A 16,825-nucleotide genomic window follows, 5' to 3' on the forward strand; every position below is an offset into this window, starting at 1 on the left:
ACCGCCGGGTATCGGCCAGCCGTTCCGGTTCCGGCCGGTGTGCGCCGGTCACCCCTCCGGCTCGACGTGCTCCTCCTCGAAGACCAGCAGCGTGCGTGTGCTCAGGACCTCCGGGATGCCCTGGATCTTGGTGAGAACGACCTCGCGCAGGGCTCTGTTGTCCGCCGTGTGCACCAGGAGCAGGACGTCGAAGTCGCCGCCCACCAGGGCGATGTGGGCTGCGCCGGGGAGTTGGCGCAGTTGTTCGCGGACGGTGCGCCAGGAGTTCTGCACGATCTTCAGCGTGATGTAGGCGGACGTGCCCTTTCCGGCGCGTTCATGGTCCACGCGCGCCCCGAAGCCGCGGATCACGCCGTCCTCGATCAGGCGGTTGATCCGGGCGTAGGCGTTGGCCCGGGAGACGTGGACCCGCTCGGCCACCGACCGTATCGACGCGCGGCCGTCGGCCTGGAGCATGCGCAGGATGTCCTGATCTATGGCGTCCAGCGGTCTGGGGGGCGGCAGGGCCGGGCCGTGCTCCGGCGGCTCGGCCATTTGTTCAGGTGCCATGTGCCCCCGCCTCTCAGACATGGACGTGTTGCGTTCATTTGAGGCTGTGCAGAACCGTTTGTCCACAGCCTCGGGGTGCCTGTAGCCAAAATGCGTCATCGACCGAACAATCGGTAGGTGAGACGTGTCACAACCGTGCCGCGTCCCAGAGCCACTCCCACGAGGAGGTGCCGTATGACGGTCATGGAGCAGCGGGGTGCGTACCATCCGACACCGCCCCCCGCCTGGCAGCCCCGCACCGACCCCGCGCCCCTGCTGCCCGACGAGCGTCCGTACCGCGTGCTCGGTACCGACTCGGCGGCTGACGTCGACCCCGCGCTGCTGCGCCGCCTCTACGCGGAGCTGGTGCGGGGCCGGCGGTACAACACGCAGGCCACGGCCCTGACCAAGCAGGGCAGGCTCGCGGTGTACCCGTCCAGCACCGGCCAGGAGGCCTGCGAGGTCGCCGCCGCGCTCGTCCTCGAGGAGCGCGACTGGCTCTTCCCCAGCTACCGCGACACGCTCGCCGCCGTCGCCCGCGGCCTCGACCCCGTGCAGGCGCTCACGCTGCTGCGCGGTGACTGGCACACCGGCTACGACCCGCACGAGCACCGCGTCGCGCCCCTGTGCACCCCGCTCGCCACCCAGCTGCCGCACGCCGTGGGCCTGGCGCACGCCGCCCGCCTCAAGGGCGACGACGTGGTCGCGCTCGCCCTGGTCGGCGACGGCGGCACCAGCGAGGGCGACTTCCACGAGGCGCTCAACTTCGCCGCCGTCTGGCAGGCCCCGGTCGTCTTCCTCGTCCAGAACAACGGCTTCGCGATCTCCGTGCCGCTGGAGAAGCAGACCGCCGCCCCGTCCCTCGCCCACAAGGCCGTCGGCTACGGCATGCCGGGCCGCCTGGTCGACGGCAACGACGCGGCCGCCGTGCACCAGGTGCTCGCCGAGGCAGTGGCCCACGCCCGCGCGGGCGGCGGCCCCACCCTGGTCGAGGCGGTGACGTACCGCATCGACGCCCACACCAACGCCGACGACGCCACCCGCTACCGCGGCGACGCCGAGGTGGAGACCTGGCGCGCGCACGACCCGATCACGCTTCTGGAGCGCGAGCTGACCGGGCGCGACCTCATCGACGAGGCCGGCATCCAGGCCGCCCGCGACGCCGCCGAGACGATGGCCGCCGATCTGCGCGAGCGCATGAACCAGGACCCCGTGCTCGACCCCATGGACCTCTTCGCCCATGTGTACGCCGAGCCCACCCCCCAACTGCGCGAGCAGGAGGCCCTGCTGCGGGCCGAGCTGGTGGCGGAAGAAGAAGGGGCGCACTGATGACCACCGTCGCTCTCAAGCCCGCCACCATGGCGCAGGCGCTCACCCGGGCCCTCCGGGACGCCATGACCGCCGACCCGACGGTGCACGTCATGGGCGAGGACGTCGGCACCCTCGGCGGGGTCTTCCGGGTCACCGACGGACTCGCGAAGGAGTTCGGCGAGGACCGGGTCACCGACACCCCGCTCGCCGAGGCGGGCATCCTCGGCACGGCCGTCGGCATGGCGATGTACGGGCTCCGGCCGGTCGTCGAGATGCAGTTCGACGCGTTCGCCTACCCGGCGTTCGAGCAGCTCATCAGCCATGTCGCCCGTATGCGCAACCGCACGCGCGGCGCCATGCCGCTGCCGATCACCATCCGGGTCCCCTACGGCGGCGGCATCGGTGGTGTCGAGCACCACAGCGACTCCTCCGAGGCGTACTACATCGCGACTCCGGGTCTCCATGTCGTCACCCCCGCCACCGTCGCCGACGCCTACGGGCTGCTGCGCGCCGCCATCGCCTCCGACGACCCCGTCGTCTTCCTGGAGCCCAAGCGCCTGTACTGGTCGAAGGACTCCTGGAACCCCGAGGAACCGCAGGCCGTCGAGCCGATCGGCCGTGCGGTCGTGCGCCGCGCGGGCCGCAGCGCCACGCTCATCACCTACGGCCCGTCCGTGCCCGTCTGCATGGAGGCCGCCGAGGCGGCCACGGCCGAGGGCTGGGACCTCGAAGTCGTCGACCTGCGCTCGCTGGTGCCCTTCGACGACGAGACGGTCGCCGCGTCCGTACGGCGCACCGGCCGGGCCGTCGTCGTCCATGAGTCCGGCGGCTTCGGCGGGCCGGGCGGCGAGATCGCGGCCCGGGTCACCGAGCGCTGCTTCCACCACCTGGAGGCGCCCGTGCTGCGCGTCGCCGGGTTCGACATCCCGTACCCGCCGCCGATGCTGGAGCGGCACCACCTGCCCGGCGTCGACCGGATCCTCGACGCGGTCGGGCGTCTGCAGTGGGAGGCGGAGAACTGATGGCACAGGTCCTGGAGTTCAAGCTGCCCGACCTCGGTGAGGGGCTCACCGAGGCGGAGATCGTCCGCTGGCTGGTCCAGGTCGGCGACGTCGTCGCCATCGACCAGCCCGTCGTCGAGGTCGAGACGGCCAAGGCGATGGTCGAGGTGCCGTGTCCCTACGGCGGTGTCGTCACCGCCCGTTTCGGCGAGGAGGGCACGGAACTACCCGTCGGAGCGCCGCTGTTGACGGTGGCGGTGGGAGCACCCGTCGCCGGCGGGTCCTCGGGCGCCGCGGGTGCCGTGCAGGGGGCGGACTCCGCGGAGAAGGCCGAGGGCTCCGGGAACGTGCTGGTGGGGTACGGCACTTCGGAGGCGCCGAAGCGCCGCAGGAGGGTACGGCCGACGACTCCGGTGAGTCCGGTGGCCCCGACGGCCTCGATGCCTGCGACGGCTCCGTCGGCTTCGGCGGGGACCGGCGCCGCAGTGAACCGTGAGGTGACCGCCGTGGTCGCCGAAAGGGCGCTCGCCGACGCCACTCAGCTCGCTCCTGACCCGGTGCACGGCGACGGTCCCGTGCCCGTGATCTCCCCCCTCGTCCGCCGTCTCGCCCGCGAGAACGGGCTGGACCTGCGGAAACTACACGGCTCCGGCCCCGACGGACTGATCCTGCGGGCCGATGTGGAGCAGGCCCTGCGGGCCGGAACCGCCGGTGCCACGACGTCACCGGCCGCCCCCACGGCCGTCGCACAGCCTGCTCCGGTGTCCGCCGGTGTGCCCGTCGCGGAGCCCGCTCGGGCCGAGAGCGCCTCCGGCACCCGTGTCCCGCTGCGGGGTGTGCGCGGTGCCGTCGCCGACAAGCTCTCCCGGAGCCGGCGCGAGATCCCGGACGCCACCTGCTGGGTGGACGCCGACGCGACGGAACTGATGAACGCCCGCGCCGCCATGAACGGGGCCGGCGGCCCGAAGATCTCCCTCCTCGCGTTGCTCGCCCGGATCTGCACCGCCGCGCTGGCCCGCTTCCCGGAGCTCAACTCGACGGTCGACATGGAGGCCCGCGAGATCGTGCGCCTCGACCAGGTGCACCTCGGGTTCGCCGCGCAGACCGAACGAGGGCTCGTCGTGCCCGTCGTACGGGACGCCCACGCGAGGGACGCGGAGTCGCTCAGCGCGGAGTTCGCCCGGCTCACCGAGGCCGCGCGGACCGGGACGCTCACCCCCGCCCAGCTCACCGGCGGCACCTTCACGCTGAACAACTACGGCGTCTTCGGTGTCGACGGATCCACGCCGATCATCAATCACCCCGAGGCGGCCATGCTCGGCGTCGGCCGTATCGTCCCGAAGCCATGGGTCCACCAGGGCGAGCTGGCGGTACGGCAGGTGGTGCAGCTCTCGCTCACCTTCGACCACCGGGTGTGCGACGGCGGCACGGCGGGTGGCTTCCTGCGCTACGTCGCGGACTGCGTCGAACAGCCGGCGGTGCTGCTGCGCACGCTCTGACCACGTACTGACCCCGTACGTCGCCCGGTCGAAGGCCGCCGCCCCCGCGTTCCCTGTGATCGCCGGGGCACGCATACTCGGGGGATGACCGCGTACGAGCCGCCGGACGACCCCGGTACCGAGGCGTACGACGCCGTCGTGCTCGCCGGGGGTGCCGCCCGGCGGCTCGGCGGCGCGGACAAGCCCGGGGTGCGCGTCGGCGGACGGGCCCTGCTCGACCGCGTGCTGGCCGCGTGCGCGGGGGCGCGGACGACCGTCGTGGTCGCCGACCCCCGGCCCACCGCCCGTTCCGTGCTGTGGGCCCGCGAGGAACCCCCCGGTGGCGGCCCCCTCGCCGCGCTGGACGCCGGGCTCCGCCGCACCACCGCCCCCTATGTCGTCGTCCTCTCCGCCGACCTGCCCTTCCTCGCCGAGGAGACGGTACGGCGGCTGCTGGACGCCCTTCGCGGCAGCGCCGTGGCACCGCAGGGGGCGCCGGACGTCGTCGAGGGCACCGACGGCACGGCCCCGCCCACCGGAGCCCCCGGTGGCTCCCGGTCCGCCCCCGCCCCCGCTCCCGCCGACGGCGTCCTCGTCACCGACTCCGGCGGCCGCGATCAGCCCCTCGTGGCCGCGTACCGGGCCGACGCACTGCGCCGGGAGCTGGCGCGGCTCGGTGCCGAGCACGGAGGGACGGCCGGGCTGCCCCTGCGGCGGCTGGTGGGGGCGCTCCGCCTCACCCGTATCACCGACCCCGTCGCGTCGTTCGACTGCGACACCTGGGACGACATCGCCGCCGCCCGCGCACGGATCAGGGAGCATGGCCACGTGTTGGATGAATGGATTTCCGCAGTCAAGGACGAGCTGGGCATCGACCTCGACGTCGACACCCGAGAGCTGCTCGACCTCGCCCGTGACGCCGCCCACAACGTGGCCAGGCCCGCGGCCCCGCTGACCACCTTCCTCGTCGGCTACGCGGCCGCGAAGGCCGGGGGAGGCCCGGAAGCGGTCGCCGAGGCCGCACGCAAGGCCACGGCCCTGGCTCTCGGCTGGGCCGACGAGGCCGACACCGAGGGGTCCGAGGCCAAGCCTGGCTCCTCGGACACCCCGCCCGGCGCCCCCGGCTCCGCCCCGGACGCCGGATGACCGCCCAGGACGCCGAGGAACTCGACGTGGACGTGGAGGAGGCGCTGGCCGTGGCCAATGACAGGCCCGTGCGAGGGCCGCGCGCACCCCGCCCCGCCGACGGCACCCCGGCCGACGGCCCTTCCGCCGCGCACCGGGCGAAGAAGGACGCCCACCATCGGGCCACCCCCTGGCCCGAGGCCCGCGCCGTCGCCGAGCGCGCTGCCCGCTCCAGCGGACGCCGCTCCCCGTTCTCCGTGACCGTCGAGGACGCCCTCGGTCTGGTGCTGGCCGCCCCTCTCACCGCCCTCACCGACCTGCCCTCCTTCGACACGTCCGCGATGGACGGCTGGGCGGTCGCGGGACCCGGCCCCTGGGTCGTCCGGGAGGACGGCGTGCTGGCCGGGCACGCCGAGCCCGAGCGGCTCACCGACGGCGAGGCGGTCCGGATCGCCACCGGCGCACGCGTCCCGCTCGACACCACCGCCGTCCTGCGCAGTGAACACGGCCGCACCGACGAGCAGGGCCGACTGCACGCCACCCGGGACATGGCGCACGGTCAGGACATCCGCCCCCGGGGCCAGGAGTGCCGCCGGGGCGACCAACTGCTTCCGCTCGGCACCCTGCTCACCCCCGCCGCCCTGGGCCTCGCCGCGGCCGCCGGGTACGACACCCTCACCGTGCTGCCGCGCCCCCGCGTCGAACTGCTCGTCCTGGGCGATGAATTGCTCACCGAGGGACTTCCGCGCGAGGGCCTCATCCGCGACGCCCTCGGCCCGATGCTGCCGTCCTGGCTCCGGGCGCTGGGCGCCGAGGTCACCGCCGTACGCCGACTCGGCGATGCCGCCGACACCCTGTACGAGGCCGTGCGGTCCTCACCCGCCGACCTGATCGTCACCACGGGCGGTACCGCCGCCGGACCCGTCGACCATGTGCACCCCACACTGCGCCGCATCGGTGCCGAACTCCTCGTCGACGGCGTCAAGGTGCGCCCTGGCCACCCCATGCTGCTGGCCCGAACCAAGGGGAACCAGCATCTCGTGGGTCTGCCGGGCAACCCCCTGGCCGCTGTCTCGGGGCTGTTCACCCTCGCCGAACCTCTTCTGCGGACCCTGGCCGGACGGGCGGCGCCCGAGCGGTACGGGATGCCGCTGAGGGAGGCGGTGCACGGGCACCCGTACGACACCCGGCTCATCCCGGTCGCCCTGCGCGGTGACGACGCCGTACCGCTGCACTACAACGGTCCCGCTATGCTCCGCGGCATCGCCATCGCCGATGCCCTTGCCGTCGTCCCACCCGGCGGTGCCCGTCCCGGTCAGGAGCTGGAGCTGCTCGACCTGCCCTGGGCGACCGCGGGGATCCAGGTGTGTTTCACGTGAAACATCCAGCGACCCCAACCGACGTGCGGGCGTGGGGGTTTCACGTGAAACAAAGGGCACACGAAGGCGTAGTGAAGCCAGGGGATGTACGGGGAAGCGGGGAGTGTTTCACGTGAAACTGCCGGGCTATGACGTGATCGCCCGCACGGCGGACGAGCGTCATGTGACGCATCCGGTGAAGCTGCCGAAGAGGGAGGTCGAGCGCCCCAGCCACCAGGTCGGCAAGCGACTGGCGATGGCGTTGCTCGTTCTGGTCGCGACGGCGTTCATCGTCTACGCCGACCACGACGGTTACAACGACAACTCGGACGGCCGCGTCGACCTGCTGGACGCGTTCTACTACGCCACCGTCACCCTCTCGACCACCGGGTACGGCGACATCACCCCGGTCAGTGACGCCGCCCGGCTCACCAACATCTTCGTGATCACACCGCTGCGCGTGCTGTTCCTGATCATCCTGGTCGGCACCACGCTGGAGGTCCTCACGGAGCGCACGCGCGAGGAATGGCGACTGAACCGCTGGAGGGCGGCCTTGAGGGAGCACACCGTTGTCGTCGGCTTCGGGACCAAGGGGCGGTCGGCGATCCAGACCGTCTGCGCGACGGGACTGAAGAAGGAGCAGGTCATCGTCGTCGACCCCAGCTCCAAGGTGATCGAGGCGGCGACGGCCGACGGATACGCGGGCATCGTGGGGGACGCGACCCGGAGCGATGTGCTGCTGCGAGCCGAGGCGCAGAAGGCGCGGCAGATCATCATCTCCACCGCCCGGGACGACACCGCCGTGCTGGTCACGCTGACCGCGCGTCAGATGAACCGCGGCGCGAAGATCGTGGCCGCCGTGCGGGAGGAGGAGAACGCGCCGCTGCTGAAGCAGTCCGGGGCCGATGTCGTCATCACCAGTGCCAGCGCGGCCGGACGGCTCCTCGGTCTCTCGGTGCTCAGTCCCGCCGCCGGCATGGTCATGGAGGACCTCATCCAGCAGGGCAGCGGCCTCGACATCGTCGAACGACCCGTCATAAAGGCCGAGGTGGGGCGGAAGGTACGGGAGACGGAGGACCTGGTCGTCAGTGTGCTGCGCGGCCATCGGGTGCTCGGTTACGACGACCCGTCGATCGGCGAACTCCAGCTGACGGACCGCCTCATCACGATCGTCCGTGCCACACCGGGCACCAAGATCACCCCCGAGACCAAGCACCTGCCGTAGCCACGCCAAGAGGGCGCCCCCGGGGACATGCTCCCCGGGGGCGCCCTCTTGGCACGACCGCTACTTGCGGTTGTACAGCCGCATCGTGATCGGTCCGAAGACGAGCACGAACAGGGCGGACCAGCCGAGCGACCAGGCGATCTCGGCCGTGGGCCACTCGCCCGCCATCAGCTCGCGCACCGCCGAGGCGAGATGGGTGATCGGGCTGTTGTTGACGAACGCCTGGAGCCACCCCGGCATGGTGCTCGGGTCGACGAAGACGTTGGACAGGAAGGTCAGCGGGAAGATCACCATCATGCTGACGCCCATCACCGACTTCTCGGTGCGCAGCATCAGCCCGAACATCGTCCAGATCCACGAGAAGGCGAACGAGAAGACGATGAGCAGCGCGACCCCGGCGACGACGCCCACGACGCCGCCGTCCGGGCGGTAGCCGAGGATCAGGCCGACGGTGAGCATCACCACGGACGCGATGGCGTACCGCAGGGCGTCGCCCAGGAGGTAGCCGACCATCGTCGACGGCCGCCAGATCGGCAGCGAGCGGAACCGGTCGAAGACACCCTTCTCGATGTCCGTGTTGACCGAGACCCCGGTGTACATCGTGATCATCACGACCGACATCACCAGGATGCCCGGCAGCAGGAACTGGATGTACTCCTTCGGAGAGCCCGCCAGGGCACCGCCGAAGAGGTAGGTGTACATCAGCACCATCATGATCGGAAAGGCGGTGACGTCGAACAGCTGCTCCGGGACGTGCTTGATCTTGAGGATGGCCCGCCAGCCGAAGGTCAGCGACGCCGACAGCGCGCTGGGCCGCGGCGGGCGCTCCTTGGTGATGAGCAGCGCGGCGAGCGACTCGGCGCTGACGGGGGCGAGTTCCTTGCTGTCGGTGCTGGTCGCGGTGCTCATGCCGCAGCCTCGTCCTTCTTCTCGACGTGTCGGGAGTCGTGGGCCTTCGTGTCGTGTCCGGTGAGGGCGAGGAACACCTCGTCCAGGCTGGGCTGCCCCAGCGAGAAGTTGTCGACGACGACGCCGACACGGGCCAGCTCGGCGAGGGCGCGGGCCGCGGCCTCGGCGGCACCCTGGCCGTTGGCGGATCCACCGCCCACGCGGGCCGTCAGCGCCACCGGGTCCGGCTCCCGCTGCACCTCGGCGTCGAGCGCGAGACGCAGGATCTCCTCGGCCTGCGGACGCTGGGTGGCGTCCCGCAGCCGCAGATGGACGGAACCGGCCCCCACGGACGCCTTCAGCTCGCCCTTCGTGCCCTCCGCGATCACCTTGCCGCGGTCGATCACGGCGATCCGGGACGCCAGCTGGTCCGCCTCGTCCAGATACTGCGTGGTCAGCAGCACCGTCGTGCCCTGGGCGACCACCGCGCGCACGATGTCCCACACCTGGTTGCGGCTGCGCGGGTCGAGACCGGTCGTCGGCTCGTCGAGGAACAGCAGGTCCGGGGTGTTCAGGATGGACGCGGCGATGTCGATCCGGCGCCGCATGCCGCCCGAGTAGTGCTTGACCTGCTTCCCGGCGGCCTCGCTCAGCCCGAAGGCCTCCAGCAGCTGCTCGGAGCGCAGCCGCGCCGCCCGTTTGTCGTGGCCGAGGAGACGGCCCAGCAGCACCAGGTTCTCGGTGCCGGTCAGGTCCTCGTCCACGGAGGCGTACTGCCCCGTCAGGCTCACCCTGCCGCGTACCTCGTCGGCCTCACGGACGACGTCATGACCGAAGACATGGGCCTCGCCGCCGTCGGGGCGCAGCAGGGTGGCGAGCATCTTCACCGTGGTGGTCTTGCCGGCGCCGTTCGGGCCGAGGACGCCGTAGACCGTGCCGGCCGGCACGGCGAGGTCGACGCCGTCGACGGCCCGGGTCTCGCCGAACGTCTTCACCAGACCCGCGGTCTCGATCGCGAGGCCGGATGTCTGTGCGCTCATGTCTGAGATCCTTCCGCGTACAGGGCCCGTGTCCGGGGCTACGCAAGGGGAGACCGCCGGTTCCGCCGGAACTCATCGGCCGTGCGGGCGTGATTTCTCCACGGTCCCTCCGACGGGGATCGAACGCACGCCTTTTTCCGCCGTCGCGGCGGCGGACTTGGCTGAGCCGCGGAGGGCATCGGCTGGGGCCTCGGCGGTGGCGAGGGTGCGCCGGGCGAGGTCGAGGGCGTGACCGGCGTGGTCGTGTACTGACCCCGGGCACTCTGGGAGAGGCGGAGGGGCGAGGAGTAGCGTCCCCCCATGCATGCGATCACGATTCCCGAACCCGGCGGACCCGAGGCCCTGGTGTGGGACGAGGTCCCCGACCCCGAGCCCGGCGAGGGCGAAGTGCTCGTCGAGGTGGCGGCGAGCGCGGTGAACCGCGCCGATCTGCTCCAGCGGCAGGGCTTCTACGACCCGCCACCGGGCGCCTCCCCCTACCCCGGCCTGGAGTGCTCCGGACGTGTCGCGGCGATCGGGTCCGGCGTGTCCGGATGGAGCGTCGGCGACGAGGTGTGCGCGCTGCTCTCGGGCGGCGGCTACGCGGAGAAGGTCGCCGTCCCGGCCGGCCAACTGCTGCCCGTCCCCTCCGGCCTCGACCTCAACCGGGCGGCCGCGCTGCCCGAGGTGGTCTGCACGGTCTGGTCCAACGTCTTCATGATCGCCCACCTCCGTCCGGGCGAGACCCTCCTCGTCCACGGCGGCTCCAGCGGCATCGGCACGATGGCCATCCAGCTGGCGAAGGCGGTCGGCGCGAAGGTCGCCGTCACCGCGGGCACCGAGGAGAAGCTGCGCCGGTGCGCCGAGCTCGGCGCGGACGTCCTGATCAACTACCGGGAGCAGGACTTCGTCGAGGAGGTCCGCAAGGCCACCGACGGCAAGGGGGCCGACGTCATCCTCGACAACATGGGGGCGAAGTACCTCGACCGCAACGTCCGGGTCCTCGCCGTCAACGGCCGTCTCGCCATCATCGGCATGCAGGGCGGCATCAAGGGCGAGCTGAACATCGGGGCGCTCCTCGCGAAGCGGGCCGCCATCAGCGCGACCTCGCTGCGCGCCCGGCCCCTGGAGGAGAAGACGGCCATCGTCGCCGCCGTACGCGAGCACGTGTGGCCGCTGGTCACCGGTGGCCGGGTGGTCCCCGTCGTCGACCAGGAGATCCCGATGCACGACGCGGCCACGGCCCACCGGGTCCTGGAGGAGAGCGGCCACGTGGGCAAGGTGCTGCTGGTGGTGCCGTAGCCAAGGGGAGGGCGGGTCGCGGCCACGGCTCTCGCCCCGTCGGGCCGGCGGCTCACTCCGGGCCGCGGCCGCCACCCCGCTCCAGCCGCGTCCGTCGGCAACGCTCGGCCGGGGCCGTGTCAGCCGCCCGTCCTCCGCCGTGTCGCTCGCGGCGCCTTTCCGCGCCGGCGGCGACCCCGGCCGTATGGCCCGTACGAGTGACCGTTCAAGCCACTCGAACGCCGTACGAGGAGCCGTATGAAGGCCGCTGGCGGCCGTCGCGGCGGAACGGCCGGCCCCGCCCGCCTTCAGCTCCTCCGGATCCGCAACCCCACGAAAGCCAGGCCCAGGCCGATGCCCATCAGCATGAGGCCGCCGCCCAGGGCGAGGGCCTCCAGCACGGGTCCCTCGGCGGCTTCGGCGCCCGCTCGGCCGACGGGTGAGGCGGCGGGCCGCGCGGCGTTCCGCGACGGCTCGGAGGTCGCGTCGTCCGCAGGGTCGTCCGTGGTCGGGGTCGGCTCCTCGGAGGTCCCGTAGAGGTCCTCCGGGTCCATGAGCCCCGCGTCCGGGCGCCCCGGGCGCTCCCGGCCCTCTCCCGCGCGGCTGCCGGCCCAGGAGGAGCCGGGGGCGGGCTCGACGGCCGCGTGGACGGACGGCACCGTGCCCGCCACCGGGACCATGAGGAGTCCCGTGACGAGGACCAGTCCCGTCACGTGCGACGAACAGAGCCTGAGTCGAGGAACCACGACCTCAGCGTCACACGCACCCCACACCCCGGCATCTCGGCCTCACCCGGCCGATGACCGGCGGCGACCCGCGCGAGAGCAGCAAGCCACCAGGCCGGGAGCAACCGATGCTCCAAAGCCGGGGGCACCGACGCCCCAGGCCGGGGGCCACGCCACTGACCCCTACCGCCCGGAACCACCGCCGTCCCAGAGCCCCGAGCCATCACCCCCCAACCCCCGCGAACCCCCAACGTCCCCCCTCAAGCTCCACCGAGAGTGCCGTCGCCCGGCCCCCGGAACGTCCGGACCTCCTACGTAAACGGTGGATCACCCTGCGTCGGGGGCACCACGATGGTGAGGTGTAGGCGTGCGAGAGAATGGCGGCATGGAGATGCCGAGGAACGAACGGTCGCCCGAACAGCCCCAGATCCTGGTCGTGGGCCAGGACGGAATGGCGGTGGGCGGTGGTGGAGACGAGGACTCCCGCGAGGTTCCCGTGACGGAGATGGTGGAACAGCCCGCGAAGGTCATGCGCATCGGCAGCATGATCAAGCAGCTGCTCGAGGAGGTGCGGGTGGCACCCCTCGACGAGGCGAGCCGGGCCCGGCTGAAGGAGATCCACGCCAGCTCCGTCAAGGAACTGGAGGACGGGCTGGCACCCGAGTTGGTCGAGGAACTCGAACGGCTCTCCCTGCCCTTCACCGACGAGGCGATCCCCAGCGACGCGGAACTGCGGATCGCGCAGGCCCAGTTGGTCGGCTGGCTCGAAGGCCTCTTCCACGGGATCCAGACCACGCTGTTCGCCCAGCAGATGGCGGCCCGGGCCCAGTTGGAGCAGATGCGGCGCGCCCTGCCCCCCGGCGTCGGCGGCCACGAGGGGGACGACGACCCCCGCACGCTCGGCCGCTCGGGCGGCCCTTACCTCTAAGGCCTCCGCGGCCCACGCGGCCCCGCGACAACCCCCCCACCGTAGGCACGAGAAGGGCCCGGCACACGGAGTGCCGGGCCCTTCCCCGTCGGTGGCGGCCGGTGTCAGGCCGGGTTGCCCGTGGAGACCTTGAGGACGATCGTCGGCATCTGCTTGGGGTCGACGTCCTCGTTCGCCGAGGGGTACTGCTCCATGACGGTGTCCTCGCCGTACGTGTTCTCGTCGACCTTCTTGGTGTCGTACTCCCAGCCCGCGGCCTGGAGGCACTTCTTCACCGATTCGATGTTCTTGAAGGTGAAGTCCGGGAGTTCGATCTTCTCGGGGTCGTTGTAGGACTCGACCGGCTCCGTGCACTCGGTGGTCTCGACGACCTTCGACGTGTCGGGGCCCTTGTGTCCCTCGACGACGGTCGGCGAGGAGGACGCCTTGGCGCCGTCGTCGCCGCCCTCGTCGTCCTTGCCGTTCAGCGTGAGGGCCGTGATCAGACCGCCGATCGCGACGAGCGAGACGACGATCGCGCCGATGACGACACCCTTGTTGCTCTTGCCGCTCCCGGAGTGCCCGGCCGACAGGGAGGACTGCTGCGGCGTCATGTTGTACGGCGGCGGGGTGGCGGCGCCCTGCTGCGGCGCGTACGCGGAGGTCTGCGGGGGCGTCTGGTACCCGCCCTGCTGCGGATAGCCGTACGACGGGGCGGGGGTCGGCGCGGGCGTCGGGTGGCCGTAGCCGCCCGTCGACGGCGGCTGGTACGGCGTCTGGACACTGCCCGACTGCGGCGCACCCGTCTGGTCGATGGGCGGGAAGACCGCCGACGACACCCCGGCGCCGTTCGACGTCTGGGCGCCCGGCACGATGCTCGGCGCGACGGGCTGGAGGGAGGCGGCGACCCGCAGGCACTCGTCCCGCATGGCCTCGGCGCTCGGGAACCGCTCGTTCGGGTTCTTCTTCAGCGCGCGGGCGACGAGGGCGTCCACGGCCGGCGGCAGCGAACGGTTGATCGAGGAGGGAGCGACCGGCTCCTCCTGGACGTGGGCGTACGCGATGGCCAGCGGCGAGTCCGCCTCGAACGGCAGCCGCCCGGTCGTCAGCTGGAACAGCATGATGCCGACCGAGTACAGGTCGGAGCGGGCGTCGACACCCCGGCCGAGGGCCTGCTCGGGCGAGAGGTACTGCGGGGTGCCGACGACCATGCCGGTCTGCGTCATCGAGGTGACACCGGACTGCATGGCGCGAGCGATGCCGAAGTCCATGACCTTGACGACACCGCGCTTGGTCATCATCACGTTGCCCGGCTTGATGTCCCGGTGGACCAGGCCCATCTCGTGGCTGATCTCCAGGGCCGCCAGCACATCCGCGGTGATCTTCAGCGCCTTGTCGGCGGGCATCGCGCCCAGCTGCTGGATGTCCGCGTCGAGGACCGAACCCAGCGGCCTGCCCTCGATGTACTCCATGACGATGTACGGCGTCGTCAAGCCGTCGAGGTCGTCCTCGCCGGTGTCGAAGACCGAGACGATGTTCGTGTGGGTGAGCTTCGCCACGGCCTGCGCCTCGCGGCGGAAGCGCTCGCGGAAGGCCTGCTCACGCCCGAGCTCGGTGTGAAGTGTCTTGATAGCGACCTGTCGGTCGAGCACAGAGTCGTACGCGAGGTGGACGGATGCCATGCCGCCCTCGCCGAGCAGGTCACGCAGCTGATAGCGGCCGCCGGCGAGCGAACGCCCCGCGTACCGGCCTTGTGCGGCGTCCTGGCTCATCTTCCTGCGTCCCCCATCGGCGCGCGCGGAGCCCCTCGGCGGGGGTCCGCGACCGGTGATCCCGGTGATCCTCTGTGCTATTCCCGGCCAAGTCTGCCCCAGGGCACTGACACGTCAAGCGCGGTGCCCGTTCCGTGACCGTACGCGAAAGAAGCGTCGCGGAAGCGTTACAGGGGGCGTACGCCCGGTACACAGAACTTGCACGAGTGCGCGCGGGGCGGGTTTCATGGCCGGTCAATCCCTGAATCCACCTTGAATCCGTCGCGAGCCCCCTCGTTGCCGGTCGCGTGCCCAAGTCGGACCGGCCCCTTGCGGGAAGGCTGTAGCGTGGCCGACGGAGACCGTAACAAGAACCGCGCGGACCGCGGGCAGAAACGACGGCGAGGACTGATGGCACAGCAGCAGCGCTCTCAGGGCCCGTCCGACCCCGAGGCGACTGGCGGCGGAATGTCAGATGCGCCGGAGCAGTGGGGCAACGGCGGGCTTGTCGGCGACGGTCGTTACCGGCTGACGCACAGACTCGGCCGGGGCGGCATGGCCGAGGTGTTCGCGGCCGAGGACGTACGCCTCGGTCGTACGGTCGCGGTCAAGCTGCTGCGCTCGGACCTCGCCGAGGACCCCGTCTCCAAGGCCCGCTTCACGCGCGAGGCGCAGTCCGTGGCCGGCCTCAACCACCACTCCATCGTGGCGGTCTACGACTCCGGCGAGGACGTCGTGAACGGCACCCCCGTGCCGTACATCGTCATGGAGCTGGTCGAGGGCCGCACCATCCGTGACCTGCTGCTCAACGCCGAGGCACCCGGCCCCGAGCAGGCGCTGATCATCGTCTCGGGTGTCCTCGAGGCGCTCGCCTACTCCCACCAGCACGGCATCGTGCACCGTGACATCAAGCCGGCCAACGTCATCATCACCACCAACGGCGCGGTGAAGGTGATGGACTTCGGCATCGCGCGCGCCCTGCACGGCGCGTCCACCACGATGACGCAGACCGGCATGGTCATGGGCACGCCCCAGTACCTGTCGCCGGAGCAGGCGCTCGGCAAGGCCGTCGACCACCGCTCCGACCTCTACGCCACGGGCTGCCTGCTCTACGAACTGCTGGCGCTGCGCCCGCCCTTCGTCGGCGAGACCCCGCTGTCGGTGGTCTACCAGCACGTCCAGGACATCCCGGTCCCGCCCTCCGAGGTCGCCCAGGCGGCACCGCCGGAGCTCGACGGCCTCGTCATGCGCTCCCTCGCCAAGGAGCCCGACGACCGCTTCCAGACGGCCGAGGAGATGCGCGGCCTCGTCCAGTACGGCCTGGAGATGCTGTACGACCAGGGCAGCCACACCGGCACCTGGAACACCGGGCCCGTCACCATGCACGAGGGCCGGCACACCCCGCCGGGCGGTATGGCCGGGACGACCGTCATGCCCCACCCCGGCGAGGGCACCTCGCAGATCCCGCAGCCGATCCTGCCCGGCTACGGCGGCGGCCGCGACGACGGCGGCTTCGAGGGCGGCGGCAACCGGGGCAGCGGCCGCGGCAAGCTGTGGATCCTCGCGGTCCTCGCGGTGATCGCCATCGCGGCGGGCGTCGCCCTGGCGCTGAACGGCAACGGTGAGAAGACCGGCAACGACAACGAGGTCACCAAGTCGCCGTCGGCCTCCTCGTCCAGCAAGGACAAGAAGGACGACGAGTCGCCGAGCGCCGAGGAGAGCCAGGACGACTCGGGCGGCAGCACCGACTCGGGGAACAACCAGAACTACTCGCCCTCGGTCCCGCGGACGCCGAGCTTCAGTGAGAAGCCCACGCAGAGCGAGCCGGCCGAGGAGCCTTCGAGCGAGGAACCCCCGGAGGAGGAGCCGACGACTTCGCAGGAACCGGAGCCCACGGACAGCGCGCCGCCGGACGAGGAGACCGGTGGAGCCGACGCCGGCGGTCTGACGAGCGGTGTCACCGGCGGCGACGAGGAGTGACGGATCGAGGCCCCCTTTCACGGGGGCCTCTTCCGTTTGGGGGTTTCGTACGTGGTTCGTACGGGGACGGGCGACCCACCCCTAACGGCCCTCGAAAGTGAAGTCTTCCCGTGGCCGGGGTGGCCGGGATAACGTGCCCGTGTTCCGGCCCCCTGCCAGGCTGTGACCAGTGCTGTGACCAGCAGGTGTTTCCCCACGGCGCGACTTACTTGGATCCCCTAGTACCGAAATACTTGGAAATCCAAGGA

Annotated in this window: 14 protein-coding genes; 9 read left to right on the forward strand and 5 right to left on the reverse strand. The window is 71.6% G+C overall.

The features are described 5' to 3' along the window. Nucleotides 1-48: 48 nt before the first annotated feature. A complete protein-coding gene (locus ACZ4Z3_RS21785) occupies nucleotides 49-534 on the reverse strand; it encodes an Lrp/AsnC family transcriptional regulator (RefSeq protein WP_468502745.1) in 486 nt (161 codons plus the stop codon). A gap of 189 nt (nucleotides 535-723) precedes the next feature. Here ACZ4Z3_RS21785 and pdhA point away from each other — a divergent pair, with 189 nt between their 5' ends. From pdhA to ACZ4Z3_RS21815, 6 genes are all read left to right on the forward strand, one after another. Next, complete coding sequence (pdhA, locus tag ACZ4Z3_RS21790; RefSeq protein WP_468502538.1) at nucleotides 724-1,857, forward strand: pyruvate dehydrogenase (acetyl-transferring) E1 component subunit alpha; 1,134 nt, start codon at nucleotides 724-726, stop codon at nucleotides 1,855-1,857. After that, complete coding sequence (locus tag ACZ4Z3_RS21795; protein ID WP_390950718.1) at nucleotides 1,857-2,861, forward strand: alpha-ketoacid dehydrogenase subunit beta; 1,005 nt, start codon at nucleotides 1,857-1,859, stop codon at nucleotides 2,859-2,861. Before pdhA ends, ACZ4Z3_RS21795 begins: the two co-directional genes overlap by 1 nt. Further along, the gene (locus tag ACZ4Z3_RS21800) at nucleotides 2,861-4,339 is read left to right on the forward strand and encodes a dihydrolipoamide acetyltransferase family protein (RefSeq protein ID WP_468502539.1); all 1,479 of its coding nucleotides are present in this window, start codon (nucleotides 2,861-2,863) and stop codon (nucleotides 4,337-4,339) included. Before ACZ4Z3_RS21795 ends, ACZ4Z3_RS21800 begins: the two co-directional genes overlap by 1 nt. A gap of 84 nt (nucleotides 4,340-4,423) precedes the next feature. Continuing rightward, a complete protein-coding gene (locus ACZ4Z3_RS21805; protein ID WP_468502540.1) occupies nucleotides 4,424-5,464 on the forward strand; it encodes a DUF6457 domain-containing protein in 1,041 nt (346 codons plus the stop codon). Further along, nucleotides 5,461-6,822: a molybdopterin molybdotransferase MoeA gene (locus tag ACZ4Z3_RS21810; protein WP_468502541.1), complete on the forward strand. Its 1,362-nt coding sequence runs from the start codon at nucleotides 5,461-5,463 to the stop codon at nucleotides 6,820-6,822. Before ACZ4Z3_RS21805 ends, ACZ4Z3_RS21810 begins: the two co-directional genes overlap by 4 nt. A 112-nt stretch (nucleotides 6,823-6,934) precedes the next feature. Next, nucleotides 6,935-8,026 carry a potassium channel family protein gene (locus ACZ4Z3_RS21815; RefSeq protein WP_468502542.1) on the forward strand — a complete coding sequence of 364 codons (1,092 nt, stop codon included), beginning with the start codon at nucleotides 6,935-6,937 and terminating at the stop codon, nucleotides 8,024-8,026. A 60-nt stretch (nucleotides 8,027-8,086) separates the two neighbouring features. Here the strand turns inward: ACZ4Z3_RS21815 and ACZ4Z3_RS21820 are convergent, their stop codons facing one another. Further along, entirely contained in the window at nucleotides 8,087-8,935 is an 849-nt protein-coding gene (locus ACZ4Z3_RS21820; protein ID WP_055541176.1) for an ABC transporter permease, read from the reverse strand. Continuing rightward, nucleotides 8,932-9,954, reverse strand: coding sequence for an ATP-binding cassette domain-containing protein (locus ACZ4Z3_RS21825; RefSeq protein ID WP_468502543.1), 1,023 nt, complete (start codon nucleotides 9,952-9,954; stop codon nucleotides 8,932-8,934). The genes ACZ4Z3_RS21820 and ACZ4Z3_RS21825 overlap by 4 nt, the downstream gene beginning before the upstream one ends. A 300-nt stretch (nucleotides 9,955-10,254) precedes the next feature. Between ACZ4Z3_RS21825 and ACZ4Z3_RS21830 the strand changes: the two genes are divergently transcribed. After that, a complete protein-coding gene (locus tag ACZ4Z3_RS21830) occupies nucleotides 10,255-11,235 on the forward strand; it encodes an NAD(P)H-quinone oxidoreductase (protein WP_468502544.1) in 981 nt (326 codons plus the stop codon). Between the two features lie 287 nt (nucleotides 11,236-11,522). Here the strand turns inward: ACZ4Z3_RS21830 and ACZ4Z3_RS21835 are convergent, their stop codons facing one another. Next, entirely contained in the window at nucleotides 11,523-11,927 is a 405-nt protein-coding gene (locus tag ACZ4Z3_RS21835; RefSeq protein WP_468502545.1) for a hypothetical protein, read from the reverse strand. A gap of 397 nt (nucleotides 11,928-12,324) precedes the next feature. On the opposite strand from ACZ4Z3_RS21835, the gene ACZ4Z3_RS21840 reads away from it, so the two are divergent. Further along, a complete protein-coding gene (locus ACZ4Z3_RS21840; RefSeq protein ID WP_055511741.1) occupies nucleotides 12,325-12,867 on the forward strand; it encodes a bacterial proteasome activator family protein in 543 nt (180 codons plus the stop codon). 104 nt (nucleotides 12,868-12,971) lie between these two features. Here ACZ4Z3_RS21840 and ACZ4Z3_RS21845 read toward each other — a convergent pair whose 3' ends face one another. After that, nucleotides 12,972-14,618 carry a protein kinase domain-containing protein gene (locus ACZ4Z3_RS21845; RefSeq protein WP_468502546.1) on the reverse strand — a complete coding sequence of 549 codons (1,647 nt, stop codon included), beginning with the start codon at nucleotides 14,616-14,618 and terminating at the stop codon, nucleotides 12,972-12,974. A gap of 390 nt (nucleotides 14,619-15,008) precedes the next feature. On the opposite strand from ACZ4Z3_RS21845, the gene ACZ4Z3_RS21850 reads away from it, so the two are divergent. Further along, nucleotides 15,009-16,577 (forward strand): protein kinase domain-containing protein, encoded by a 1,569-nt coding sequence (locus tag ACZ4Z3_RS21850; protein WP_468502547.1) that lies wholly within the window; start codon nucleotides 15,009-15,011, stop codon nucleotides 16,575-16,577. Nucleotides 16,578-16,825: the final 248 nt, after the last annotated feature.

It is taken from the genome of Streptomyces sp. NPDC030296 (genome assembly GCF_055572815.1).

Bases quoted from the DNA above. Each gene is read 5' to 3' on its own strand.
- ACZ4Z3_RS21845 (WP_468502546.1), bottom strand. From the start codon at position 14,618: ATGAGCCAGGACGCCGCACAAGGCCGGTACGCGGGGCGTTCGCTCGCC.
- ACZ4Z3_RS21810 (WP_468502541.1), top strand. From the start codon at position 5,461: ATGACCGCCCAGGACGCCGAGGAACTCGACGTGGACGTGGAGGAGGCG.
- pdhA (WP_468502538.1), top strand. From the start codon at position 724: ATGACGGTCATGGAGCAGCGGGGTGCGTACCATCCGACACCGCCCCCC.
- ACZ4Z3_RS21800 (WP_468502539.1), top strand. From the start codon at position 2,861: ATGGCACAGGTCCTGGAGTTCAAGCTGCCCGACCTCGGTGAGGGGCTC.
- ACZ4Z3_RS21795 (WP_390950718.1), top strand. From the start codon at position 1,857: ATGACCACCGTCGCTCTCAAGCCCGCCACCATGGCGCAGGCGCTCACC.
- ACZ4Z3_RS21825 (WP_468502543.1), bottom strand. From the start codon at position 9,954: ATGAGCGCACAGACATCCGGCCTCGCGATCGAGACCGCGGGTCTGGTG.
- ACZ4Z3_RS21785 (WP_468502745.1), bottom strand. From the start codon at position 534: ATGGCCGAGCCGCCGGAGCACGGCCCGGCCCTGCCGCCCCCCAGACCG.
- ACZ4Z3_RS21850 (WP_468502547.1), top strand. From the start codon at position 15,009: ATGGCACAGCAGCAGCGCTCTCAGGGCCCGTCCGACCCCGAGGCGACT.
- ACZ4Z3_RS21830 (WP_468502544.1), top strand. From the start codon at position 10,255: ATGCATGCGATCACGATTCCCGAACCCGGCGGACCCGAGGCCCTGGTG.
- ACZ4Z3_RS21840 (WP_055511741.1), top strand. From the start codon at position 12,325: ATGGAGATGCCGAGGAACGAACGGTCGCCCGAACAGCCCCAGATCCTG.
- ACZ4Z3_RS21820 (WP_055541176.1), bottom strand. From the start codon at position 8,935: ATGAGCACCGCGACCAGCACCGACAGCAAGGAACTCGCCCCCGTCAGC.
- ACZ4Z3_RS21805 (WP_468502540.1), top strand. From the start codon at position 4,424: ATGACCGCGTACGAGCCGCCGGACGACCCCGGTACCGAGGCGTACGAC.